Origin of the sequence: Veillonella sp. LMAG:90 (genome assembly GCF_008679445.1) — a bacterium.
In the GTDB taxonomy this organism is placed as follows: domain Bacteria; phylum Bacillota; class Negativicutes; order Veillonellales; family Veillonellaceae; genus Veillonella_A.
Genome location: NZ_NAND01000001.1, coordinates 2,380,445 through 2,402,629, shown reverse-complemented (window position 1 = coordinate 2,402,629; position 22,185 = coordinate 2,380,445). Strand labels below are relative to the sequence as shown.

The window sequence follows — 22,185 nt, the reverse complement described above, 5'->3', positions numbered from 1 at the left end:
TATGATATAGAAGGTTGCCTCTGCGGAGGAGAATTTCTATGGAGCAGTTCATTCATGAAATGAGCGACAGGAGGAAGTTATTCATGGCTAAACAGCAAAAAATTCGTATTCGTTTAAAATCATACGATCACAAAGCTCTTGATCAGAGCGCGGCAAAAATTGTTGACACTGCAAAACGCAACGGTGCATTAGTATCCGGTCCAATTCCATTGCCAACTGAAAAAAATATTTTTACAATTCTTCGTTCACCACATGTCAATAAAGACTCTCGTGAACAATTCGAAATGCGTACACATAAACGTTTAATCGATATTCTTGAATCAAATGCGAAAACAGTAGATGCTATCACCCGTCTTGAATTACCGGCTGGTGTGTCTATTGAAATAAAATTATAATAAGGAGGTGCGATTATGTCTAAAGCTATTTTGGGTAAAAAGTTAGGAATGACTCAGATCTTCACTGCTGAAGGTAAACTCGTTCCTGTCACTGTAGTGGAAGCAACCCCAAGCGTAGTAGTGCGCGTTAAAACTGTTGAATCCGACGGTTACGATGCAGTACAGCTCGGCTATGGCTCCATTAAAGAAAAACATTTAACTAAACCTGTAAAAGGCCAGTTCGACAAAGCCGGCGTAGCACCGGTTAAATATCTTCGCGAACTTCGCCTTGCTGAAGCAACTGATTACACAGTGGGCCAAACTCTGGCAGCTGATATCTTCGCAGAAGGTGAGTTGGTTGATGTTGTAGGTACAGGTAAAGGTAAAGGATTTGCGGGCACTATTAAGCGCCACAACTTCCATCGTGGTCCTGTAACTCACGGTTCCAAATCTCATCGTGAACCTGGTTCCATCGGTCCTATGATCTCCGGTGGCGGCGGTAAGGTATACAAAGGCAAGAAACTCCCTGGACAAATGGGTGGCGGCAGAGTTACCGTACAGCGCTTATCTGTAGTAAAAGTTGATGCAGACCGTAACTTACTTTTAGTTAAAGGTGGCATTCCGGGCGCTAAAGGCAGCCTAGTAATGGTTCGCAACACGGTGAAACCTGTTAAATAACATTGTCGAAAGGAGGATCTCTAATGCCAACAGTAACAAAATACAATATGTCCGGCGCTAAAGTCGGTGAAATACAGTTAAATGATGCAGTATTTGCAGTTGAAGTTAACGAAGCTGTTATGCATCAAGCCGTAGTTCGTCAGTTATCTAACGAACGTCTTGGCACTCACGCAACTAAAACGAGAGGTCTTGTTCGCGGCGGTGGTCGTAAACCTTGGAAACAAAAAGGTACCGGCCGTGCTCGTGTAGGCTCCACTCGTAGCCCTTATGGGTTGGTGGTGGTACCGTATTCGGTCCACAACCTCGTAGCTATTACAAGGCAATGCCTCGTAAAGCTAGACGTCTTGCAGTTAAATCTGCTCTTAGCGATAAAGTAAACAACAACGAATTAATCGTATTGGACGAATTAACCTTAGCAGCTCCAAAAACGAAAGAAGTATTAAACATCCTTAACAACTTCAACGTAGGTGACGCTAAAGTATTATTTATCACCGAAGGTGATATTAATGTAGAACGTTCCGCTCGTAACATTCAAGGCGTTAAAGCTTTGGCTTGTGAAGGCGTGAACATTTTCGATCTTCTCCACTACGATAAGCTCTTCATTACTGAAGGTGCCGTAGCAAAGATTGAGGAGGTGCTCGCATAATGGAATTACGCGATGTTCTTATTCGTCCGATTATTACAGAAAAAACAACTCTGCTTATGGAAGAAGGCAAATACACGTTCCGTGTGCCTTTGACTGCAAACAAAGTGCAGATTCGTCAAGCTGTAGAAAAAATCTTCAACGTACAGGTAGAAAAAGTAGCTACCATTCGAGTTCTTGGTAAAGTAAAACGCATGGGCCGTACACAGGGTAAACGTAGCGATTACAAAAAAGCTATCGTAACTTTGAAGGCTGGCGAATCCATTGAATTCTTTGAAGGTGTTTAAGATAGTCTAGTAAGGAGGCCCCATAATGGCAATTAAATCATTCAAACCGTACTCCGCTGGTCGTCGGTTTATGACAGTATCTGCCTTCACTGAAATCACTGCAAGCAAACCTGAAAAGTCTTTGCTCGCTAAGGTTTCTCAGACAGGCGGTCGTAATAACACCGGTAAAATGACTGTACGTCACCAAGGTGGCGGTCACAAGCGTCAGTACCGTATTATTGACTTCAAACGTGTTAAAGATAATATCCCGGCTAAAGTAGCATCCATCGAATACGATCCTAACCGTAGTGCTCGTATTGCGTTGCTTAACTATGCCGATGGTGAAAAACGCTACATTCTTGCTCCACATGGCTTGAAAGTAGGCGACACTGTATATAGCGGTCCTGAATCCGATATTAAACCTGGTAACTGCTTACCATTACTCAACATTCCTTTGGGTACTCAAGTACACAACATCGAAATGAAAATCGGTAAAGGTGGCCAGATCGTTCGTTCCGCAGGTACTTCTGCTCAGCTTATGGCTAAAGAAGGTTCCTATGCATTACTTCGTTTACCATCCGGTGAACTTCGTCGTGTTCATATCAACTGCCGTGCAACCGTAGGTGTTGTAGGTAACATTGATCATGAAAACATTACAATCGGTAAAGCCGGTCGCCATCGTTGGATGGGCGTTCGTCCTGGCAACCGTGGTGTTGTAATGAACCCTTGTGACCATCCACATGGTGGTGGTGAAGGTAAGTCTCCTGTAGGTCGTAAACATCCTGTTACACCTTGGGGTAAACCGGCACATGGTGTTAAAACTCGCGACAAGAAAAAAGCTTCTAGCAGCTTGATTGTTAAACGTCGTACAAAATAGGATAGCAGGAAGGAGATAAGACAGTGTCCAGATCTATAAAAAAAGGCCCTTTCGTTGCAGCTTCGCTTGCAAAGAAAATTGATGCCTTAAATGAAACTAATGATAAGAAAGTTGTAAAAACCTGGTCTCGTGCCTCTACTATTATCCCTAACTTTGTAGGCCATACAATTGCTGTGCATGATGGTCGCAAACACGTACCTGTATTCGTTACAGAGGATATGGTAGGTCATAAATTAGGCGAATTCGCTCCAACTCGTACTTTCAAAGGTCACGTTAAGAGTGAAAAAACAACCGGTAAGAAATAATATAGGAGGAATTAGATAATGGAAGCAAAAGCAATCGCTAGACACGTGCGCATCGCGCCTCGTAAAATCCGTATTGTTGCTGACCTCGTGCGCGGCAAGAATATCGGCGAAGCATTTGCCATCTTGAAGTTCACTCCGAAAGTTGGCGCCGATGTAGTAGAAAAAGTAATGCGTTCCGCAATCGCAAATGCAGAACACAATTTTGATATGAATGTTGACAATCTTTATGTATCCGAAATCTTCGTTGATCAGGGTCCAACAATGAAACGCATTCATCCTCGTTCCCGTGGACAGGCTTTCAAAATTTTGAAACGCTCCAGCCACGTAACAGTAGTAGTTTCTGAAAGAGCTTAATAGAAGGAGGGAATATAGTGGGTCAGAAAGTTAATCCCCATGGTTTGCGTGTTGGTATCGTAAAAGATTGGGACGCAAAATGGTATGCTGATAAAGATTACGCTGCAAATCTTCACGAAGACGTTTTAATTCGTAACTTCTTGAAGAAAACCCTTTTCATTGCCGGTATTTCCCGCATTGAAATTGAGCGTATTAATAAACGTATTAAATTAACTATCCACACTGCAAAACCAGGTATGGTTATCGGTCGTGGTGGTGCAGGTATCGAAGATATCCGCAAAGCGTTAAAACGCTTCACTGATAAACAAATCGATGTAAACATCGCTGAAATTAAGCAAGCTGATATGGACTCCGTATTAGTTGCTGAAAACATTGCCAGCCAGTTGGAACGCCGTATCGGTTTCCGCCGTGCAATGAAACAAGCCGTAGGTCGCACAATGCGTCTTGGTGCAAAAGGTATTAAAATCATGGTTAGCGGTCGTTTAGGCGGCGCTGAAATCGCTCGTAGCGAATCCTACCGTGAAGGCAGTATCCCATTGCACACACTTCGTGCCAATATCGACTACGGTACTGCTGAAGCTCATACAACTTACGGTTGTATCGGCATCAAAGTATGGATCTACAAAGGTGAAGTATTGCCGGAGGCAAAACAAGCACCTGCTAAGAAGGAAGAAGGTGACAACTAATGCTTATTCCAAAGCGCGTAAAGCATCGTAAACAATTCCGCGGTCGTATGAAAGGTCGCGCAATGCGTGGTAACACAGTTGCTCACGGTGAATTCGGTTTAGTAGCATTAGAGCCATCTTGGATCACAAACCGTCAGATCGAAGCTGCTCGTATTGCTATGACTCGTTATATTAAACGTGGTGGTAAAGTTTGGATCAAAATTTTCCCAGACAAACCAATCACTGCTAAACCAGCTGGTACTCGTATGGGTTCCGGTAAAGGTTCGCCTGAATACTGGGTTGCTGTAGTAAAACCAGGTCGCGTAATGTTCGAAATGGACGGCGTATCTGAAGAAGTAGCTCGTGAAGCTATGCGATTGGCAGGTCATAAACTTCCAATCAAAACTAAGTTCGTTGTTAAGGGTAAAGAATTGGGTGGTGACGTAAATGAAGGTTAATGACATCCGTAACATGAGCGCTGCCGAAATGGAACAAAAAGTTTCCGGCCTTAAAGAAGAGTTGTTTAACCTCCGTTTTCAGCTCGCAACTGGTCAATTAGAAAATCCAATGCGTATTCGTGAAGTTAAGAAAACTATTGCGCGTATTAAAACAATTCAGCGTGAAGCTGCTCTTAAAGGAAACGCATAATAACAAATTTGTTTTGGATTGAAAAGGAGGCTAATGGTCGTGGCAGAAGAAAGAAATGTACGAAAAGTACGTGTAGGCAAAGTTGTAAGTAACAAAATGGACAAAACCATCGTTGTGTCCGTTGAACGTAAAGTGCCTCACGCTTTATATAACAAGCCAATGGTAACAAGCAAACGCTTTAAAGCTCATGATGAAAACAATGAGTGCCAAATTGGCGATACAGTTAAAATTGTAGAAACTCGTCCACTTTCCAAAGATAAACATTGGAGATTGGTTGAAATTATTGAAAAAGTAAAATAATACGTGATGTAAGGAGGAAATACGATGATCCAGCAACAAACAATTTTGAATGTTGCCGATAACACTGGCGCAAAACGTATTATGTGTATTCAAGTTTTGGGCGGTTCTTATCGCAAATTCGGCAATATCGGTGACGTAATCGTTGCTTCTGTAAAAGATGCATCACCCGGTGGCGTTGTCAAGAAAGGCGACGTAGTTAAAGCCGTTATTGTTCGTTCTAAAAAAGGTATCCGTCGTCAGGACGGTTCTTATATTCGTTTCGACGAAAATGCAGCAGTAGTAATTAAAGATGACAAGAGCCCACGTGGCACTCGTATTTTTGGACCGGTAGCTCGTGAGCTTCGTGAAAAAGACTTCATGAAAATCATCTCCCTTGCTCCGGAAGTATTATAAGAAGGAGGAACGCGACGATGTCCCAAACTAAACTTCTAGTAAAAAAAGGCGATACTGTTGTTGTTATCTCCGGTCGAGATAAAGGCAAACAAGGTGAAGTTATCGCAACTGAACCTAAGAAATCGCGCGTTTTCGTGAAAGGTGTTAACTTAGTAAAACGCCACACGAAACCAAGCCAGGCTAACCCTCAGGGCGGCATCATCACTAAGGAAGCTCCTATCCATGTTTCCAACGTAATGGTAATCGATCCTGAAACTAAACAGCCTACTCGTATCAAAAAAGTAGAACAAAATGGTAAATTCGTACGTGCGACTGTGAAAAGCGGTGCCGTACTCGATAAATAATAAGGGAAAGGAGGGCTTTTAACTAATGTCTCGTTTAAACGAAAAATATACTAGTGAAATTCGTCAGGCTTTACAGGAAAAATTCCAGTACAAAAACGTAATGGAAATTCCTAAATTGGAAAAAGTCGTTATCAATATTGGTGTTGGCGATGCAGTTGGTAATGCTAAAGCATTGGAAGCTGCCGTTAACGACCTCACTATTATCGCCGGTCAGAAACCGGTAATCACCAAAGCTAAGAAATCCATCGCTAACTTTAAAGTTCGTGAAGGTATGGCCTTAGGTACTAAGGTAACTCTTCGCGGCGAACGCATGTATGAGTTCTTAGACAAGTTGATCAACGTAGCTTTGCCACGTGTACGTGACTTCCGAGGCGTGAGTGCAACGGCTTTTGATGGCCGCGGTAACTATGCATTGGGTCTTAAAGAACAGCTCATCTTCCCTGAAATTGAATATGATCAGGTAGAACGTGTAACAGGTATGGATATCATCGTAGTTACAAGCGCTAAAACTGATGAAGAAGCGCGTGAGTTGTTGACTCTTTGTGGCATGCCTTTTGAAAAATAATTAGGAGGAACTTATAGATGGCTAAAAAATCTATGATTGAACGCGAAAAGAAACGTGCGAAAATCGTTGCTAAATATGCTGCTAAGCGCGAAGCTTTAAAAGCAGCCGGCGACTATGAAGCATTGGCACAATTGCCTGCAAATGCTTCTCCAACTCGTTTACATAATCGTTGCAACTTGACCGGTCGCCCTCATGGCTACATGCGTAAATTCGGTATTAGCCGTATTGCGTTCCGTGAACTTGCATACAAAGGACAGATTCCTGGCGTTAAAAAAGCCAGTTGGTAATTGGATTACGGGAGGAGGTTTTTAGAATATGGTAATGACCGATCCGATTGCGGATATGCTTACGCGCATCCGTAATGCAAATGCTGCTCTTCATGAATCCGTAGAGATTCCTGTATCTCGCATGAAGGCTGCCGTTCTTGAAATCCTTAAAGAAGAAGGGTTTGTAAAGAGCGTTGAAACCGTTGAAAACGGCAAACACACAGTTTTAAAAGTAACGTTAAAATATGGTTCCAATAACGAAAAAGTAATTACTGGAATTAAACGTATTTCCAAACCGGGATTACGTGTTTATGCGAAGAAGGAAGAACTCCCTCGCGTACTTGGTGGTTTAGGTATTGCAGTTATCTCCACATCTAAAGGCGTTATGAGCGACAAACAAGCTCGTAAAGAAGGTCTTGGTGGCGAAGTACTCGCATACGTATGGTAATCAGGCAATAGGAGGTAGAAATAATGTCACGTATCGGTAGAATGCCTATCGAGATCCCTGAAGGCGTTACAGTTAACTACGAAAACCACGTAATGACTGTTAAAGGCCCTAAAGGTGAATTATCTCGTGAATTGCATCCGGATATGATTATTACTGTGGAAGGTAACACAATCACAGTAGCTCGTCCGAGCGAAGATAAAGCACACCGTTCTTTACATGGCCTCACTCGAGCTCTTGTTGCTAACTTGGTAACAGGCGTTCATGATGGCTTTGCTAAAACATTGGAAATCAACGGTGTTGGTTACAGAGCGGCCAAACAAGGTAACAAATTAGTGCTTACCCTTGGTTTCTCTCATCCAGTAGAGATGGAAGCTCCTGCTGGTATTACCATTGATGTGCCGGCTCCTAACAAAATCATTGTTAGTGGTGCTGACAAAGAAGTGGTTGGTGCTGTAGCTGCTAATATTCGTAAATGGAGAGAACCAGAACCTTACAAAGGTAAAGGTATCCGTTATGAAGGCGAAGTTGTTCGTCGTAAAGCTGGTAAAGCTGGCGCTAAAGGCAAATAATATCAGTAGAATTTAGAAAGGAGTGAACATCTTGGCTCGTAAATCCACAAGAAATATTGCTCGAGCAAAACGTCATCTTCGTATTCGTCGTCACATTTCCGGTACGGCGCAATGCCCACGTTTGAACGTATTCCGTAGCCTTAGCAACATTTATGCACAGGTTATTGATGACGTAGCTGGTACTACTTTGGTAGCAGCAAGCTCATTAGATAAAGAATTAAACTTGAACTATGGTGGCAACACTGCTGCAGCTAAAGCTGTTGGTGAATTAGTTGCTAAACGTGCTATCGCAAAAGGCATCGAAACAGTAGTATTCGATCGCGGTGGTTACATCTATCATGGTCGTGTAGCGGCCCTTGCAGAAGGCGCTCGTGAAGCTGGCTTGAAATTCTAAGAAGGAGGAACTTTAGACATGGCGAGAATTGACTACACCAGTCTTGATCTTAAAGAAAGAGTAGTATTCATCAACCGCGTAGCCAAAGTAGTAAAAGGCGGTCGTCGTTTTTCCTTCAGCGCTTTAGTAGTTGTCGGTGATGGCAACGGTTACGTAGGCGTTGGCTTAGGTAAAGCGGCAGAAGTGCCTGAAGCAATTCGTAAAGGCATTGATGATGCTAAGAAAAATCTTATTCACGTTGTTATTAAAAACGGTACAATTCCTCACACTGTAACCGGTCGTTTCGGTGCAGGCAGCGTTTTCTTGAAACCGGCTGCAGAAGGTACCGGGGTTATCGCAGGTGGCCCTGTGCGTGCCGTATTGGAATTAGTAGGTGTTCGTAACATCCTTACGAAATCCCTTGGTTCTTCCAATCCTAACAACATGGTTCGCGCAACAATTGAAGGCTTGGCACAGTTAAAACGTGTTGAAGAAGTGGCAGCACTTCGCGGCAAAACTGTAGCTGAGATTTACGGCTAATAAGGGGGATTGACTGTAATGGCACAGGTAAAAATTACATTGACCAGAAGCTTAATCGGTCGCCCTGAAGATCAGCGCGCAACTGTAAAAGCTCTTGGCTTAAAGAAAACTAACTCTCAGGTAGTTAAAGAAGTTACACCTCAAATTCAGGGTATGCTTCACAAAGTTAGACATTTAGTTACTGTAGAAGAAGTATAATATAGATAAGGAGGTGCACTGAATGAAACTTCATGAATTAGCTCCAGCAGCAGGTTCTAAAAAGACACGCACTCGTCGTGGTCGTGGTCTTGGTTCCGGTCTTGGTAAAACCGCTGGCCGTGGTCAGAAAGGTCAAAACTCCCGTAGTGGTGGTGGCGTACGTTCCGGCTTCGAAGGTGGCCAGATGCCTCTTTATCGCCGTTTACCAAAACGTGGTTTCAAAAATGTGTTCGCTAAAGAATATGCGGAAGTTAATATTTCCCAACTTAACCGCTTCGAAGATGGTGCTACGGTTGATCCGGTAGCTCTTATCGAAATGGGCATTTTGAAAAACGTACGTGATGGTATTCGCATCCTTGGTAATGGCACGTTAGAAAAGAAATTAACAGTTATTGCTAATGGTTTTACTAAAACTGCCGAAGAAAAGATTGTAGCAGCAGGCGGAAAAGTAGAGGTGATCTAGGGTGCTAGAAGGCCTCTCGAACATCTTTAAAATAACAGAGCTACGCAATAAAGTAGCGTATACATTACTTATGTTTATCGTGTTTAGGGCAGGCGTTCATATCCCGGTCCCTGGCGTAGATGCCTCTGTTATTGAAAGCTTATTTACATCCGGCGGCTTATTTGGTCTCTTAGACTTATTCGCCGGTGGTGCGTTAAGTAAGTTCTCCATCTTTGCCATGAGTATTACCCCATACATTAATGCGTCGATTATTATGCAGCTCTTAACAGCGGTAGTACCGACCTTTGAACAGTGGAGTAAAGACGGCGAAGACGGACGTAAGAAAATTGCCAAAGTAACACGCTATGGCACCGTAATTCTTGGATTTGTCCAAGCTTTCGGTATGTCCTATGCGTTACGTGCTAATAGTGCACTTATTGACAACAGTTTCTTATCAGTTATTGTAACTGCCATCATCCTTACAGCAGGGACTTGTCTCCTCATGTGGATTGGTGAACAGATTACAGCATACGGCATTGGTAACGGTATTTCCCTTATCATCTTTGCCGGTATCGTAGCGCGTTTCCCATCCGGATTCAGCACTATCTACGAATATTTACAAGTAGGAACAATTAATATTTTCCAAGCAATATTATTTGCGATTATCGCTGTTGCAATGATCGTATTTGTAATTGCGGTAACACAAGGTCAACGTCGTATTCCGATTCAATACGCCAAACGCGTTGTTGGTCGTAAAATGTACGGTGGACACTCAACCTTCCTTCCTCTTAAGGTCAACCAGGCAGGTGTTATTCCAATTATCTTTGCGTCATCCGTTTTGATGTTCCCTGTGACGTTAGCTCAGTTTGTGCAGGTTGACTGGGTGAGAACACTGGCTAATTATTTCACATGGGGAACCCCATTGCAGACAGTATTATATGCTGTATTGATTTTTATTTTTACGTACTTCTATACAGCTATCTCAATTAACATTACGGATATGGCAGATAATATGAAAAAATACGGTGGATTTATCCCTGGCATTCGTCCGGGTAAACCTACTGCTGATTATGTAGATCGCGTAATGACTCGCATTACCTTCGCGGGCGCCTTATTCTTGGCTCTCGTTGCTATTTTACCTAACTTTATCGGTGGTATTACAGGCATCGAAGGTGTGTATTTTGGTGGTACAGCGTTACTTATCGTTGTCGGCGTTGCTTTAGATACAATGCAACAAGTTGAGTCTTTAGTTTTAACCCGTCACTATAAGGGCTTTGTTAAATAGGAGGAAAATAGCTATGTATATTTTGTTAATGGGACCTCCCGGTGCCGGTAAAGGTACTCAGGCTACTCGTTTAATCGATAAATATGGTATTCCTCAGATTTCAACCGGTGATATGTTCCGTGCAGCGGTAAAGGAATGTACCCCTCTTGGTCTTGAGGCTAAGAAATACATGGATGCGGGCCAACTCGTACCGGATAGTGTTACGGTTGGTATCGTACGTGAACGTCTTGCTAAAGATGATTGCAAAAACGGCTTCATCCTTGACGGTTTCCCACGTACGACCGCCCAAGCAGTATCATTAGATGCTATATTAAAAGAAATGGGAATTGTTCTTGATGCTGTAGTTAATCTCAACGTTCCTAACGATGAGTTAGTACGTCGCATCAGTGAACGAGCACGTCTTGAAAATCGTGACGATGATAAACCGGAAACAGTACAGAAACGTCTTGCTGTATACGACGAATCTACTAAGCCTTTAATTGATTACTATCGTAACAGTGGTTTATATGTAGAAATCAACGGATTACAGGATGTGGATGCAGTATTTACAGATATCATTAAAGCGTTGGAGAAATAATCAATGATTATTTTGAAATCGCAACATGAAATTGAGTATATCCGTCAGGCATGTAAACTCACTGCTGATACGTTAACAGAGCTTATCGCATTAGCTAAACCGGGTGTAACAACACTTGAGTTGGATCAATTTGCCGAAGAATATATTCGCAGCCACGGTGGTGAACCAAGCTGCAAAGGTTACTATGGGTATCCTGCAACAATTTGCGCTTCTATCAACGATGAAGTGGTTCATGGTATTCCCAATGCTCATCGCAAGCTGAAGCACGGCGATATTATTAGTATCGACCTCGTGTCTTCAGTTAATGGGTATCATGGTGATTCCTGCGTAACCATTCCTATTGGGAAGGTCAAACCTCAAGTTATGAAACTTCTCAAGGTGACAGAAGAAAGCTTGTTCAAAGGTATTGAACAAGCAGTTGTCGGGAACAGAGTGGGGGACATTTCCCACGCTGTTCAGACGTATTGTGAAAAATTTGGATTTGGTGTTGTGCGAGACTTCGTAGGGCATGGCCTCGGTCGTGAAATGCACGAAGATCCGCAGATTCCAAATTACGGTCCGGCTGGGCATGGCCCCTTATTAAAGCCGGGTATGGTGCTTTGTATAGAGCCAATGATTACTATGGGGACTTACGAAGTGCAGGTTCTGGACGATGACTGGACAGCCGTTACTCGTGACGGCAAACCGGCAGCGCACTTTGAACATACAGTGGTTGTTACTGAAAACGGCCCTGAAATTTTGACCATGCGTGATGAACCCAGGTTGATAAAATAACCAGTAGCCGGAGGAAATGATATGTCAAAAGAAGACGTTATTGAAGTGGAAGGTACGGTCGTAGAGGCATTACCTAATGCCATGTTTCAGGTAGAACTTGAAAATGGTCATGTGGTACTTGCTCATGTGTCAGGCAAAATGCGTATGAATTTTATTCGTATCCTTCCCGGTGATAAAGTTACTATGGAACTGACACCATATGACTTAAATCGTGGTCGTATTACCTACCGTTTTAAATAGTAAGCGGCAGCGACACAAAGGAGGTACTTATGAAGGTTAGACCATCAGTTAAAAAGATATGCGAAAAATGCAAAATCATTAAACGTAAAGGCCGTGTAATGGTAATTTGCGAAAACCCGAAACATAAACAAAAACAAGGATAATTGATAGGAGGTGGATGAATAGATGGCACGTATAGCCGGTGTAGATTTACCACGTGACAAACGTGTGGAAATTGGTTTAACTTATATTTATGGTATCGGACTTACTTTGTCCAAAGAAATTTTGGAAAAAACTGGTATTAATCCTGATACTCGCGTTCGTGACCTTACTGAAGATGAAGTTGCGAAAATTCGTGCGATTCTTGATGAAGATTATAAAGTTGAAGGTGACCTTCGTCGTGAAGAAGCACTCAACATTAAACGCTTAATCGAAATCAACTCCTATCGCGGCAAACGTCATCGTGCAGGCTTGCCTTTGCGCGGTCAACGCACTAAGACAAATGCTCGTACTCGTAAAGGTCCTAGAAAAGCAATTGCTGGGAAGAAGAAATAATAAAGGAGGGATAAAGCGTGGCTAAAAAGGTAGTAAGAACTAAAAGAAAAGAAAAGAAACACGTTGAATCCGGTGCGGCTCATATCCGTTCCACATTCAACAACACTATCGTAACTATTACTGACACAAACGGTAATGCACTTTCCTGGGCTTCTGCAGGCGGTCTTGGATTCCGTGGTTCCCGTAAAAGCACTCCATTCGCAGCTCAGATGGCAGCTGAACAAGCAGCTAAAGCAGCTATGGAACATGGCTTACGTCAGGTTGAAGTATTCGTTAAAGGTCCAGGCTCCGGCCGTGAAGCTGCAATCCGTGCATTGCAGGCTGCTGGTCTCGAAGTAAACAGCATTAAAGACGTTACTCCGATTCCTCACAATGGTTGCCGTCCTCCAAAACGTCGTCGTGTATAATTTATAGTTTTAAGTAATCGCATTTTGCGATTGCTATGATATACTATAGATAGACGACGTGTTTTATAGGAGGATTGTCCTGATGAGCGAAGAAAAGAAATTAAAAATCGAGAAAGTTGAAGTACGCGACAACGGTCGTTATGGTAAATTCGTCTGTGAACCATTAGATCGCGGCTACGGGATTACGCTCGGTAACAGCTTACGTCGAATTCTGCTTTCGTCTTTAGATGGAGCAGCTATCACTTCTATTAAAATTGATGGTGTGCTTCATGAATTTTCTACAATTCCTGGTATTCGTGAGGACGTAACGGATATAATCCTAAACCTCAAGCAATTGTGTTTCCGTCTTGACGGCGAAGCACAAGTGCCAGTAGATCTCCACGTAGATATTCAGAAAGAGGGCGTTCTAACAGCCGGTGAATTGGAACGATTCTGTCCACCGGAATTAGAAATTTTAAATCCTGACCTCGTAATCGCTACGATGGATGAAGTGGCTCATCTCGTAATGGATGTTCGCATTGAACGTGGTAAAGGATATGTGCCATCTACGAAGAATAAAAAAGATGATGATGTAATCGGTCGTATTCCAATCGATTCCATCTTCTCTCCAATTCTTCGTGCGAAATATGAAGTAAGTGATGTGCGTGTAGGTAATGAAATGGACTTTGATAAATTAACTCTCGAAGTTGTTACCAATGGTTCCATTACCGCTGCGGAAGCAGTAGCACGTTCGGCTAATATTATGATTGGCTATTTGAAAAACTTCACCAAGCTTGCTCATTCGGTTGAAGAATTTGACGTTCCAAGTGAAAATAGTGACTTGGACGGTAAAGGCGAAGTGGGCGGCGTAGATGTACCGGATGATGACGGTCCATCTAAAATCCTTATCGACGATTTGGAATTATCCGTTCGTGCATACAATTGTTTGAAACGCGCAAGCATCAATACAATTGCGGACCTCTTGGATAAGAGTATGGATGATTTAGGTAAGGTACGTAATTTAGGTAAAAAATCCATTGATGAAATTGAAGAAAAACTTCAGAAACATCCTTTGGGACCATTTTACTTGAAGAAAAAAGGCGAATAAGGAGGATGACTAATGTATAGAAAATTAGGCCGTGACAGCTCTGCTCGCAAAGCTTTATTCCGCGGTATGTTAACATCTTTCTTCCAGTATGATCGCATTGAAACGACTGAAGCTAAAGCTAAAGAATTACGTGGCTTAGCTGACCAGATGATTACCCTTGCAAAACGTGGTGATCTTCATGCTCGTCGTCAGGTGCTTGCATACCTCATGGACGAAGATGTAGTAAAAAAATTATTTGACGAAATTGCTCCAAAATATGCTGATCGTCAGGGCGGTTACACTCGTGTAATTAAGCTTGGCCTTCGTAAAGGCGATGCGGCTCCATTAGCACTTATCGAGCTTGTTTAATAATTAAGAAGTCGGTGTTGCAACGGATGTTAGCAACACCGCTTTTTTATGCTCGTTAATACTGTGCTATAATGAGATATCTGTTTTTTACGATAGGATTAGTTATGGCTGATGTGGCGTGAGGCTAAATATTTCTAATTTTGAGGGAATACCTTCAAAATTGGTAATATACAAATAGAAACGATATTGACAACCTAAACAATTTAATAGGTTGACGAATCGTTGCTATTTTTATATTATCAATATAGTGATATTAGAGTTTAATCATATAAATTTACTAAGATTTGAGGATATTATGAGCACACAGGATATAATGATACAAACCGAACACATGAGTCATACCTATCAAGATGAGTCCGGCAATGTAGTATATGCCCTTGATGATGTGAGCCTCGCCATTCGTAAAGGGGAATTTGTAAGTATCATCGGCACGAACGGCAGTGGTAAAAGTACCTTAGCTAAGCATTTTAACGTTTTGTTGACGCCTAGCAAAGGGGCTGTTACCGTACTTGGCATGGACACGAAGGATCCTAAAAATTTGTGGGATATTCGTCAGCATGTGGGCATGGTTTTCCAAAATCCGGACAATCAGATTGTAGCCGCCGTAGTTGAAGAAGATGTGGCTTTCGGACCGGAAAATTTAGGTGTAGAGCCTTCTGAGATTCGCCGCCGGGTGGATGAAGCCTTGGCCAGTGTTAATATGACGGATTATGCCCTTCATTCCCCGGGACTTTTATCGGGCGGACAAAAACAGCGCATCGCCATTGCCGGTGTATTGGCTATGAAACCGGATTGCATCGTACTGGACGAACCAACGGCTATGCTTGATCCGGTAGGACGTAAAGAAGTATTGGAGACAGTCCATCGTTTAAATAAAGAAGAAGGCATTACGATTGTTTACATTACGCACTTCATGGAAGAAGCGGTGACTTCGGACCGTGTGGTGGTAATGAAAAACGGTAAACTCTTGCATGACGGTACACCACGTGAAATCTTTTCACAGGTACCGATGCTTAAAGAGTTAGGCCTGGATGTGCCGGTGGCAGCAGAAGTAGCCGCTAAATTGCGACTCGATGGGGTAAGTCTGTCGAATGAAATTATTACTGAAGAAGAATTGGGGGACCAATTATGCCAATAATTTTAAACAACGTTTCTTATGTGTATGGGGAACATACGCCGTTTCGCAAAGAAGCGCTGAAAGGAATTAATTTAACAATCAATGAAGGCGATTTTGTGGGCATCATCGGTCATACCGGTTCCGGCAAATCCACTTTGGTACAGCATCTGAACGGGCTGTTGCATCCGACGACGGGCCAGGTTACTATCGATGGTGTCGATGCGGCGCTTAAGACAGAAGAAGCCAAATTAATGCGTCATAAAGTAGGCATGGTGTTCCAATATCCGGAGCATCAATTATTTGAAGAAACGATTGCGCAAGATATTGCTTTTGGTCCGAAGAACTTAGGACTCAGCGCCGATGAAGTAGACGCCCGCGTACGGGAAGCGATGGACTTTGTAGGACTTGACTACGAAACCTACGCTAATCGTTCGCCGTTCCAACTTTCCGGTGGACAAATGCGCCGTGTCGCTATTGCCGGCGTGGTAGCACTGAATCCAAGTTATCTTATTTTGGACGAACCGTCGGCCGGCCTCGACCCATTTGGTCGTGAAGAGATTTTCCAAAAAATCATCGACTTACATGCTAAAAAAGGCATTACCGTAGTTCTCGTATCTCACAATATGGAAGATATTTCGCGCATGGCGAATCGCCTTATCGTCATCGATAACGGTAAGATTCAGCTTGATGGTAAACCTATCGACATTTTTATGAACAAACGACAGGAATTGCAATCTGCCGGTGTGGATGTACCTCCTGTTTCCAAGTTGGTGGAATATTTGCGTGACCGCGGCTTACCGGTTTCGCAGCAGGTTATCTCCGTAGATGATGCTGTTAAGGCGATTGAAGTTGCTTTAAAGGAGGTAAATCATGCTAAGTAATATTACTATCGGACAATATTTTCCGGGCGACTCTTTTTTGCATCGCATGGATCCGCGCGCTAAGATTGTGGCGACTATGATTTTTATTATAGCTATTTTCTTGGCGGAAACGACTTTGGCATATACGCTGGTAGGGTTGTTTACGCTATTTACGGTGGCGTTATCGCGCTTACCGATGCGCCTCGTTTGGAACTCCGTTAAACCGCTGTGGATTATCATCGTATTTACCATGGGTGTTCATGTTTTCACAACACCGGGCACGATGATTTGGCAGTACGGCTTCTTACACATCAGTGAAGAAGGCTTGCGCATGGGTAGCTATATGGCGGCCCGCTTGGTATTTTTGATTATTTTCTCGTCATTACTTACGTATACAACATCACCAATTCGTTTGACTGACGGGATTGAGCATCTCTTGAATCCGTTCCGCCGTTTCGGTGTACCGGCTCATGAACTCGCTATGATGATGACCATTGCCCTACGTTTTATTCCCACTTTGTTGGAAGAAACGGATCGTATTATGAAGGCTCAAGCTTCGCGTGGTGCCGACTTTACGACCGGTAGTTTGGTAAAACGTGCTAAAAATATGGTGCCTTTATTGGTACCGCTTTTTATCAGCGCCTTCCGTCGTGCCGATGAATTGGCGGTAGCTATGGAAGCACGTTGTTATCGCGGTGGTGAAAACCGTACGCGCATGAAAGAATTAACCATTACAAGTTATGATTACATCGGCATTGCCGGCGTACTGGTGATTACTGTAGTACTATTAGTTTTACGCTTTGTGCCGATTGGCTAAGGAGGGTTGTCATTGGCGACAGAACAACGCAATATTCGTTTAATCGTTGCTTATGACGGCACGGAATTAAACGGCTATCAAAGCCAAGTTAACGGCATTACGGTGCAGGACTGCTTGGAAGCGGCGCTCACTAAAGTGTGTAATGAGCCCATCTCTATTTATGGCGCTTCGCGCACTGATGCAGGCGTGCATGCTAAGTTTCAGGTAGTGACCTTTTTTACAACCGGGCGTGTTCCCGTGGAAAACCTGACACGTGCTTTAATTGCACATTTACCGCCTTTTATTGTAATTCGCCGGGCGGAAGAAATACCGTTAGATTGGCGTCCCCGTTGGAAAATAGTAGGGAAGGAATATATCTACACTATTCACAATGATGTCATTGAAGATCCCCTTGGCATGCGCTTTCACTGGCATGTAAAAAAGCCGCTAAATCGCGAGGCTATGGTGGCAGCGGCTAAAGCGCTGGAAGGAACGCATGACTTTACTACTTTACAGGGCGCTAATTCAACGCCGGCTAATCCGGTAAAAACTATGTTTGCCGTGTCTTTAAAGTTTAACGGCCCGGCCGTGTATATTCACGTTATCGGGGATGGCTTTTTGTATCATATGGTGCGAAATATAGCGGGGCTTTTGGTGGATGTAGGGCTCGGGCGAATCGAGCCGGCTAAGATACCGGAACTGTTAGCCGCTCGCAATCGGCGGCTTATCGGTAAAACGGCACCGCCACAAGGGCTCTGTTTGGAGGAAATCTTCTTTGACGAAGAACGACGCCAAGCGGTTATTGACAGCTTGCAAGCATAATGGCAAAAGTTTGAGCATATAGTACCTTAACTTTTTAGAATTATGTTTAAAACGAGCAGCAATTAAATCGTTGTAAAGCGTTAAAGACGAACTATTTTGTAGGGATATATCATTTGCTCATAGCTTACTGAATACAGTCAAGATTTGAGCTTAGAATTTGACTATGAATTTGACTATATTCCTTTATAGCGTATTTCAAGTCATTTCTAATTCGAAAATGCAATTTAGCAGTTTACTTATATACATAAGTAAAAAATTAATAAAATGCAAAAGTTTAGTTGTAAAATTTTTACTATTTTGCTTGTCTTTGTTGCCCGATTTAATGCTTAACTTTATGAAAAATCATTATGGTAAGGCTATTTCTAATGAAAAAGTCTTACCATTGAGTACTTTAAAGCGGCTGTTTAATAGTAATACTGTGTGAATAAATATTCTGTGGTGATGAGTTAATATGTATTGCGTGATTAATGCTTCACTTTTTATACACTATAGAATATTACGATAATATAGCGAATTTAGCGGATTGCATCCAAGGCATAGGCATAATTTATCTTTAGCTGATGATGATTGATGATTTTGTATAAAAATGTTAAAATGTAAAGTAGTTGAAAGATTTAACAGATCCACTATACCAAGTAATGTTAATCCTAAGGAGGGTGAATCTTTTGCAAAAACGTAAAGATTTTATCTGGAAAATGGGTGGCCAGCAGGGCGAAGGTATCGAAAGCTGCGGCGAAATTATGGCCACAATCTTAGCTAAAGAGGGTTACTCTTTGTACAGCCAACGTTTATTTGCTTCCCGTATTAAAGGTGGGCATACAACGTTTGCATTGCGTATTGCTCTTGAGCAAATCATGACAGTAGGCGAATCCATCGACTTCTTAGTTGCTTTGGATCAGGAAACTGTTGACATGCACGGCAAAGAAGTTCGTGAAGGCGGTTATATTATTTGCGACAGCAAAGTTAACCCGGACTTCTCCAAATATGAAGGTGAGCCAATCACTTGCTTAGCCGTTCCTATTACCGAAACCGCCATGAAGCAAGGTTCCTTGTTAATGCGTAACATTGTTGCTTTAGGTATGTCGGTTGCTCTATTAGGATTTGACAAAGCTCCGTTCAGAACAGCGATTGCCGCTCGTTTTGCGAAGAAAGCCGAAGATGTAATCGACAAAAACTTAAACGCTTTTGAAGACGGTTACAAACTTATCGTAGAAAAACGCGGCGAAGGCGACGTAGATACATTACCTGTTCCGGAACCAAAAGACCAGATGTTCTTATTGGGTAATGAAGCCTTGGCTTTAGGTGCTATTGCGGCAGGTTCCCGTTTCATGGCATCCTATCCGATTACGCCGGCGTCTGAAGTTATGGAATACATGATTAAGAAAATGGACCATATCGGCGCTACCGTTGTTCAGACAGAAGATGAAATTGCTGCTTGTATGACTGCTATGGGCGGTGTATATGCAGGCGTTCGCGGTTTCACTTGTACTTCCGGCCCGGGCCTCAGCCTTATGGCTGAATCCTTATCCATGGCTTCTATGGCGGAACTTCCTATGCTCGTTATCGATGTACAACGTTCCGGCCCATCCACCGGTATGGCTACTAAAGTAGAAACTTCCGATATCAACGCTGCTTGCCATAATGCTCATGGTGACTATGCCAATATTGTTATTTCCCCAACCAGCATTGAAGAATGCTTCTACGAAATTCAAAAAGCATTCAACTTGGCTGAAATGTATCAATGTCCGGTAATCTTTATGCCTGACTTACAACAGGGCCTTAACAAACAGTCCGTTCCTTCCTTTGATTTGAACCGTGTACCTATCGAACGCGGTAAACTGATGAAAGAAGAAGACTTACCTGCATTGGAACGTCCTCATTACTTCAAACGTTTTGAATTGACTGAAGACGGTATTTCCCCTCGTACTATTCCTGGTATGAAGAACGGTATGTTCTTGTCCACCGGTCTTGAACATAATGAAGAAGGTAAACCTGCTGAAGCTCCGACTATGCACGTTAGCCAGACTGACAAACGCTTGCGTAAATTGAGCACAGTTGCCGAAGTATATGAACCATTCCTTAACAATGCAAAACATGATGAATGTGATGTATTGGTAATCGGTATTGCTTCCAGCCGTGGCGCTATTGAAGAAGCAGCAGCTGAACTTGAAGCTGAAGGTGTTAAAGTTAACCACTTACAACTTCGCTTGATTAAACCGTTCCCTAAAGAACAGTTAATGCCATTCTATGAAAAAGCTAAAAAAGTTGTTATTTGCGAACAAAACGCAACGGCTCAATTAGCTGATATTTTCCGTATTAATATGCCTAATAAATGTAAGCTCCATAGTTGCTTAAAATATGATGGTAATCCATTCACAGCAACCTATGTGAAGAAAGCAATTAAGGAGGTTTTATAATATGGCACAAGTGACCGATTACAGAAATGATATTCGCCCTAACTGGTGTCCCGGCTGTGGGCACTATGGGGTACAGGCTGCCATTACCGATGCGGTAGCTCAGCTTGATATTAGTCCGGATAATTTAGCCGTTATCTCCGGTATCGGCTGCTCCAGCCGTATTGGTGGTTACTTCTATGCATACGGTGCTCATACGACTCATGGTCGTGCGTTACCTTATGCTCAAGGGGTAAAATTAGCTAATGAAGATTTAAATGTTGTTGTTTGCGGCGGTGACGGTGATGCCTTCGCTATCGGCATGGGCCATACGATTCATGCATTCAAACGTAATGTAAATATTACTTACGTTGTTATGGATAACCATGTTTACGGCTTGACCAAAGGTCAGACATCCCCTCGTTCCGATATTGGCTTTGTAACTAAAACGTCCCCACATGGTTCGTTTGAATCTCCATTGCCAATTTGTGAAACAGCAATTGCCTCCGGTGCTACTTTCGTAGCGCAAGGCTACATGATTAATCGTGCGGAACTCGTTGAATTGATTAAACAAGGCATGCAGCATGAAGGGTTCTCTTTCATCAACGTATTTAGTCCTTGCGTAACCTACAACAAACGTAACGGTTATGATTACTTCAAAGAAAACTTAACGTCCTTAACGACGATTGAAGGCTATGATCCTACCGATCGTGCCGCTGCCCTTAAAACATTGGGCGAACATGAAGGCTTGTTGACCGGTCTTATCTACCAAGATACGACGAAACCATCCTTCGAAAAAGCAATGGCTGCCGCTAACGGTGGTTCTCATGTACGTGCTTTGGTTCATGACGTAGTAAAACCTGATGCTGCCATGTTCCGCGGCTTGTGCAATGAATTCAAATAAGATGTACGACAACAGTAATTTTAACAAGTGATGTGACGTCTTACCGGGTGCCATAGCGCTTGTATCGGTAACAGGCGATACCAAGGTGTCGCCTGTTACTCTGTTTACTGTTAGACAGTTCGTAACCATCCTGTCTTTAAATAAAACTAAGGAGATTATAAAAATGAATACTTTAAGTACAACAAAAAAGCTGACTATTTCAGGGCTTTGTTTAGCCATGTATATTGTGATTATGATGATGACGCAAGGATTTGCTTTCGGGCAGTATCAAGTGCGTATTGCTACGGCTTTATACGGTTTAGCCGCCTTATTCCCGTTTTCCGTACTGGCCTTCGGTATCGGTAATTTGGTGAGTAACTTGCTTATGGGCGGTTTAGGGCCGATTGATGCCATCGGTGGCTGCTTGGTAGGTCTTATGACGGCCGGCGGTATTGCGTATGGTAAAAAACGCGGCCTCGGTAATTGGATTGTCATTCCCTTTATTACATTGGTTCCCAGTTTGGTAGTGCCACTTTGGTTGGCACCGATTTTGAATTTACCGTATTTACTACTCGTAACTTCACTATTAGTGGGGCAGGGCATTTCTGCAGTAGTGAGCTTTTTTATTGTTAACGGCTTAGAACGCTATGCCGGTACCATGCTCGGTGTGGTACAATCTAAGAAAGAGACTGTTAAAACAGCTGAAGCGGCTGCCGGCGATGAAGAAGCTATACTTGATGTGAATGAAGCCAGCCGTTTATAATACGAATAATTATGGTGCATACAAACTACACAAACATGAAATTGCACTCTA

General features: G+C 42.8%; 36 protein-coding genes and 1 pseudogene. All 37 read left to right on the top strand.

The window, feature by feature from the left end; genetic code table 11:
- Positions 1–83 precede the first annotated feature (83 nt).
- The 37 genes and pseudogenes from rpsJ (at position 84) to CCC71_RS10590 (ending at position 22,134) form a co-directional block, all read left to right on the top strand.
- Complete coding sequence (gene rpsJ / locus CCC71_RS10770; protein ID WP_040770779.1) at positions 84–395, top strand: 30S ribosomal protein S10; 312 nt, start codon at positions 84–86, stop codon at positions 393–395.
- Positions 396–410: 15 nt separating this feature from the next.
- Positions 411–1,052: a 50S ribosomal protein L3 gene (rplC, locus tag CCC71_RS10765; RefSeq protein ID WP_006555653.1), complete on the top strand. Its 642-nt coding sequence runs from the start codon at positions 411–413 to the stop codon at positions 1,050–1,052.
- A gap of 23 nt (positions 1,053–1,075) precedes the next feature.
- Positions 1,076–1,698: pseudogene (gene rplD, locus CCC71_RS10760) on the top strand (50S ribosomal protein L4).
- Positions 1,698–1,982, top strand: a complete 285-nt coding sequence (gene rplW, locus CCC71_RS10755; protein ID WP_006555655.1) for a 50S ribosomal protein L23 — start codon at positions 1,698–1,700, stop codon at positions 1,980–1,982. The pseudogene rplD and the gene rplW overlap by 1 nt, the downstream one beginning before the upstream one ends.
- 25 nt (positions 1,983–2,007) lie before the next feature.
- The gene (gene rplB, locus CCC71_RS10750) at positions 2,008–2,838 is read left to right on the top strand and encodes a 50S ribosomal protein L2 (RefSeq protein ID WP_021842137.1); all 831 of its coding nucleotides are present in this window, start codon (positions 2,008–2,010) and stop codon (positions 2,836–2,838) included.
- A 23-nt stretch (positions 2,839–2,861) separates the two neighbouring features.
- Complete coding sequence (gene rpsS, locus CCC71_RS10745) at positions 2,862–3,143, top strand: 30S ribosomal protein S19 (RefSeq protein WP_021842138.1); 282 nt, start codon at positions 2,862–2,864, stop codon at positions 3,141–3,143.
- A gap of 18 nt (positions 3,144–3,161) precedes the next feature.
- Complete coding sequence (rplV, locus tag CCC71_RS10740) at positions 3,162–3,497, top strand: 50S ribosomal protein L22 (protein ID WP_006555658.1); 336 nt, start codon at positions 3,162–3,164, stop codon at positions 3,495–3,497.
- 17 nt (positions 3,498–3,514) lie between these two features.
- A complete protein-coding gene (gene rpsC / locus CCC71_RS10735) occupies positions 3,515–4,183 on the top strand; it encodes a 30S ribosomal protein S3 (protein WP_006555659.1) in 669 nt (222 codons plus the stop codon).
- The gene (gene rplP, locus CCC71_RS10730; RefSeq protein WP_006555660.1) at positions 4,183–4,620 is read left to right on the top strand and encodes a 50S ribosomal protein L16; all 438 of its coding nucleotides are present in this window, start codon (positions 4,183–4,185) and stop codon (positions 4,618–4,620) included. The genes rpsC and rplP overlap by 1 nt, the downstream gene beginning before the upstream one ends.
- Complete coding sequence (rpmC, locus tag CCC71_RS10725) at positions 4,610–4,810, top strand: 50S ribosomal protein L29 (RefSeq protein ID WP_006555661.1); 201 nt, start codon at positions 4,610–4,612, stop codon at positions 4,808–4,810. The genes rplP and rpmC overlap by 11 nt, the downstream gene beginning before the upstream one ends.
- Before the next feature lie 39 nt (positions 4,811–4,849).
- Positions 4,850–5,110 carry a 30S ribosomal protein S17 gene (gene rpsQ, locus CCC71_RS10720; RefSeq protein WP_277600414.1) on the top strand — a complete coding sequence of 87 codons (261 nt, stop codon included), beginning with the start codon at positions 4,850–4,852 and terminating at the stop codon, positions 5,108–5,110.
- Positions 5,111–5,134: 24 nt separating this feature from the next.
- Positions 5,135–5,503, top strand: a complete 369-nt coding sequence (gene rplN / locus CCC71_RS10715; RefSeq protein WP_006555663.1) for a 50S ribosomal protein L14 — start codon at positions 5,135–5,137, stop codon at positions 5,501–5,503.
- Positions 5,504–5,520: 17 nt separating this feature from the next.
- Positions 5,521–5,847 carry a 50S ribosomal protein L24 gene (gene rplX / locus CCC71_RS10710; RefSeq protein ID WP_021842140.1) on the top strand — a complete coding sequence of 109 codons (327 nt, stop codon included), beginning with the start codon at positions 5,521–5,523 and terminating at the stop codon, positions 5,845–5,847.
- A gap of 25 nt (positions 5,848–5,872) precedes the next feature.
- Entirely contained in the window at positions 5,873–6,412 is a 540-nt protein-coding gene (rplE, locus tag CCC71_RS10705; RefSeq protein WP_006555665.1) for a 50S ribosomal protein L5, read from the top strand.
- A gap of 17 nt (positions 6,413–6,429) precedes the next feature.
- Complete coding sequence (gene rpsN / locus CCC71_RS10700) at positions 6,430–6,699, top strand: 30S ribosomal protein S14 (RefSeq protein WP_006555666.1); 270 nt, start codon at positions 6,430–6,432, stop codon at positions 6,697–6,699.
- A gap of 28 nt (positions 6,700–6,727) precedes the next feature.
- Positions 6,728–7,126, top strand: a complete 399-nt coding sequence (gene rpsH, locus CCC71_RS10695) for a 30S ribosomal protein S8 (protein WP_006555667.1) — start codon at positions 6,728–6,730, stop codon at positions 7,124–7,126.
- Between the two features lie 23 nt (positions 7,127–7,149).
- Positions 7,150–7,695: a 50S ribosomal protein L6 gene (gene rplF, locus CCC71_RS10690; RefSeq protein ID WP_021842141.1), complete on the top strand. Its 546-nt coding sequence runs from the start codon at positions 7,150–7,152 to the stop codon at positions 7,693–7,695.
- 22 nt (positions 7,696–7,717) lie between these two features.
- The gene (gene rplR / locus CCC71_RS10685; RefSeq protein WP_438873617.1) at positions 7,718–8,089 is read left to right on the top strand and encodes a 50S ribosomal protein L18; all 372 of its coding nucleotides are present in this window, start codon (positions 7,718–7,720) and stop codon (positions 8,087–8,089) included.
- Between the two features lie 18 nt (positions 8,090–8,107).
- Positions 8,108–8,608, top strand: a complete 501-nt coding sequence (gene rpsE / locus CCC71_RS10680) for a 30S ribosomal protein S5 (RefSeq protein ID WP_021842143.1) — start codon at positions 8,108–8,110, stop codon at positions 8,606–8,608.
- An 18-nt stretch (positions 8,609–8,626) separates the two neighbouring features.
- The gene (gene rpmD / locus CCC71_RS10675) at positions 8,627–8,806 is read left to right on the top strand and encodes a 50S ribosomal protein L30 (protein WP_006555671.1); all 180 of its coding nucleotides are present in this window, start codon (positions 8,627–8,629) and stop codon (positions 8,804–8,806) included.
- Positions 8,807–8,828: 22 nt separating this feature from the next.
- On the top strand, positions 8,829–9,269 hold the full coding sequence (rplO, locus tag CCC71_RS10670) for a 50S ribosomal protein L15 (protein ID WP_006555672.1): 441 nt from the start codon (positions 8,829–8,831) through the stop codon (positions 9,267–9,269).
- 1 nt (position 9,270) lies between these two features.
- A complete protein-coding gene (secY, locus tag CCC71_RS10665) occupies positions 9,271–10,533 on the top strand; it encodes a preprotein translocase subunit SecY (RefSeq protein WP_021842144.1) in 1,263 nt (420 codons plus the stop codon).
- A gap of 13 nt (positions 10,534–10,546) precedes the next feature.
- The gene (locus CCC71_RS10660; protein WP_021842145.1) at positions 10,547–11,110 is read left to right on the top strand and encodes an adenylate kinase; all 564 of its coding nucleotides are present in this window, start codon (positions 10,547–10,549) and stop codon (positions 11,108–11,110) included.
- 3 nt (positions 11,111–11,113) lie between these two features.
- The gene (gene map, locus CCC71_RS10655) at positions 11,114–11,884 is read left to right on the top strand and encodes a type I methionyl aminopeptidase (RefSeq protein ID WP_127059297.1); all 771 of its coding nucleotides are present in this window, start codon (positions 11,114–11,116) and stop codon (positions 11,882–11,884) included.
- A 21-nt stretch (positions 11,885–11,905) separates the two neighbouring features.
- Positions 11,906–12,124: a translation initiation factor IF-1 gene (gene infA, locus CCC71_RS10650; RefSeq protein WP_005377071.1), complete on the top strand. Its 219-nt coding sequence runs from the start codon at positions 11,906–11,908 to the stop codon at positions 12,122–12,124.
- A 29-nt stretch (positions 12,125–12,153) separates the two neighbouring features.
- On the top strand, positions 12,154–12,267 hold the full coding sequence (gene rpmJ / locus CCC71_RS10645; protein ID WP_006555676.1) for a 50S ribosomal protein L36: 114 nt from the start codon (positions 12,154–12,156) through the stop codon (positions 12,265–12,267).
- Between the two features lie 22 nt (positions 12,268–12,289).
- On the top strand, positions 12,290–12,658 hold the full coding sequence (rpsM, locus tag CCC71_RS10640) for a 30S ribosomal protein S13 (protein ID WP_021842147.1): 369 nt from the start codon (positions 12,290–12,292) through the stop codon (positions 12,656–12,658).
- Positions 12,659–12,675: 17 nt separating this feature from the next.
- On the top strand, positions 12,676–13,065 hold the full coding sequence (rpsK, locus tag CCC71_RS10635; protein WP_006555678.1) for a 30S ribosomal protein S11: 390 nt from the start codon (positions 12,676–12,678) through the stop codon (positions 13,063–13,065).
- An 82-nt stretch (positions 13,066–13,147) separates the two neighbouring features.
- The gene (locus CCC71_RS10630; RefSeq protein WP_226974527.1) at positions 13,148–14,152 is read left to right on the top strand and encodes a DNA-directed RNA polymerase subunit alpha; all 1,005 of its coding nucleotides are present in this window, start codon (positions 13,148–13,150) and stop codon (positions 14,150–14,152) included.
- A gap of 12 nt (positions 14,153–14,164) precedes the next feature.
- On the top strand, positions 14,165–14,500 hold the full coding sequence (gene rplQ / locus CCC71_RS10625; RefSeq protein WP_006555680.1) for a 50S ribosomal protein L17: 336 nt from the start codon (positions 14,165–14,167) through the stop codon (positions 14,498–14,500).
- A gap of 295 nt (positions 14,501–14,795) precedes the next feature.
- A complete protein-coding gene (locus tag CCC71_RS10620) occupies positions 14,796–15,638 on the top strand; it encodes an energy-coupling factor transporter ATPase (RefSeq protein WP_226974528.1) in 843 nt (280 codons plus the stop codon).
- Positions 15,629–16,498 carry an energy-coupling factor transporter ATPase gene (locus CCC71_RS10615; RefSeq protein WP_021842150.1) on the top strand — a complete coding sequence of 290 codons (870 nt, stop codon included), beginning with the start codon at positions 15,629–15,631 and terminating at the stop codon, positions 16,496–16,498. Before CCC71_RS10620 ends, CCC71_RS10615 begins: the two co-directional genes overlap by 10 nt.
- Positions 16,488–17,294: an energy-coupling factor transporter transmembrane component T family protein gene (locus CCC71_RS10610; protein ID WP_021842151.1), complete on the top strand. Its 807-nt coding sequence runs from the start codon at positions 16,488–16,490 to the stop codon at positions 17,292–17,294. The genes CCC71_RS10615 and CCC71_RS10610 overlap by 11 nt, the downstream gene beginning before the upstream one ends.
- 12 nt (positions 17,295–17,306) lie before the next feature.
- Positions 17,307–18,095: a tRNA pseudouridine(38-40) synthase TruA gene (gene truA, locus CCC71_RS10605; protein ID WP_021842152.1), complete on the top strand. Its 789-nt coding sequence runs from the start codon at positions 17,307–17,309 to the stop codon at positions 18,093–18,095.
- 665 nt (positions 18,096–18,760) lie between these two features.
- Complete coding sequence (locus tag CCC71_RS10600; protein ID WP_156705492.1) at positions 18,761–20,512, top strand: 2-oxoacid:acceptor oxidoreductase subunit alpha; 1,752 nt, start codon at positions 18,761–18,763, stop codon at positions 20,510–20,512.
- A gap of 1 nt (position 20,513) precedes the next feature.
- On the top strand, positions 20,514–21,392 hold the full coding sequence (locus CCC71_RS10595; RefSeq protein WP_156705494.1) for a 2-oxoacid:ferredoxin oxidoreductase subunit beta: 879 nt from the start codon (positions 20,514–20,516) through the stop codon (positions 21,390–21,392).
- 163 nt (positions 21,393–21,555) lie between these two features.
- Positions 21,556–22,134, top strand: coding sequence for a QueT transporter family protein (locus CCC71_RS10590; protein WP_021842155.1), 579 nt, complete (start codon positions 21,556–21,558; stop codon positions 22,132–22,134).
- The last annotated feature ends 51 nt before the right edge of the window (positions 22,135–22,185 follow it).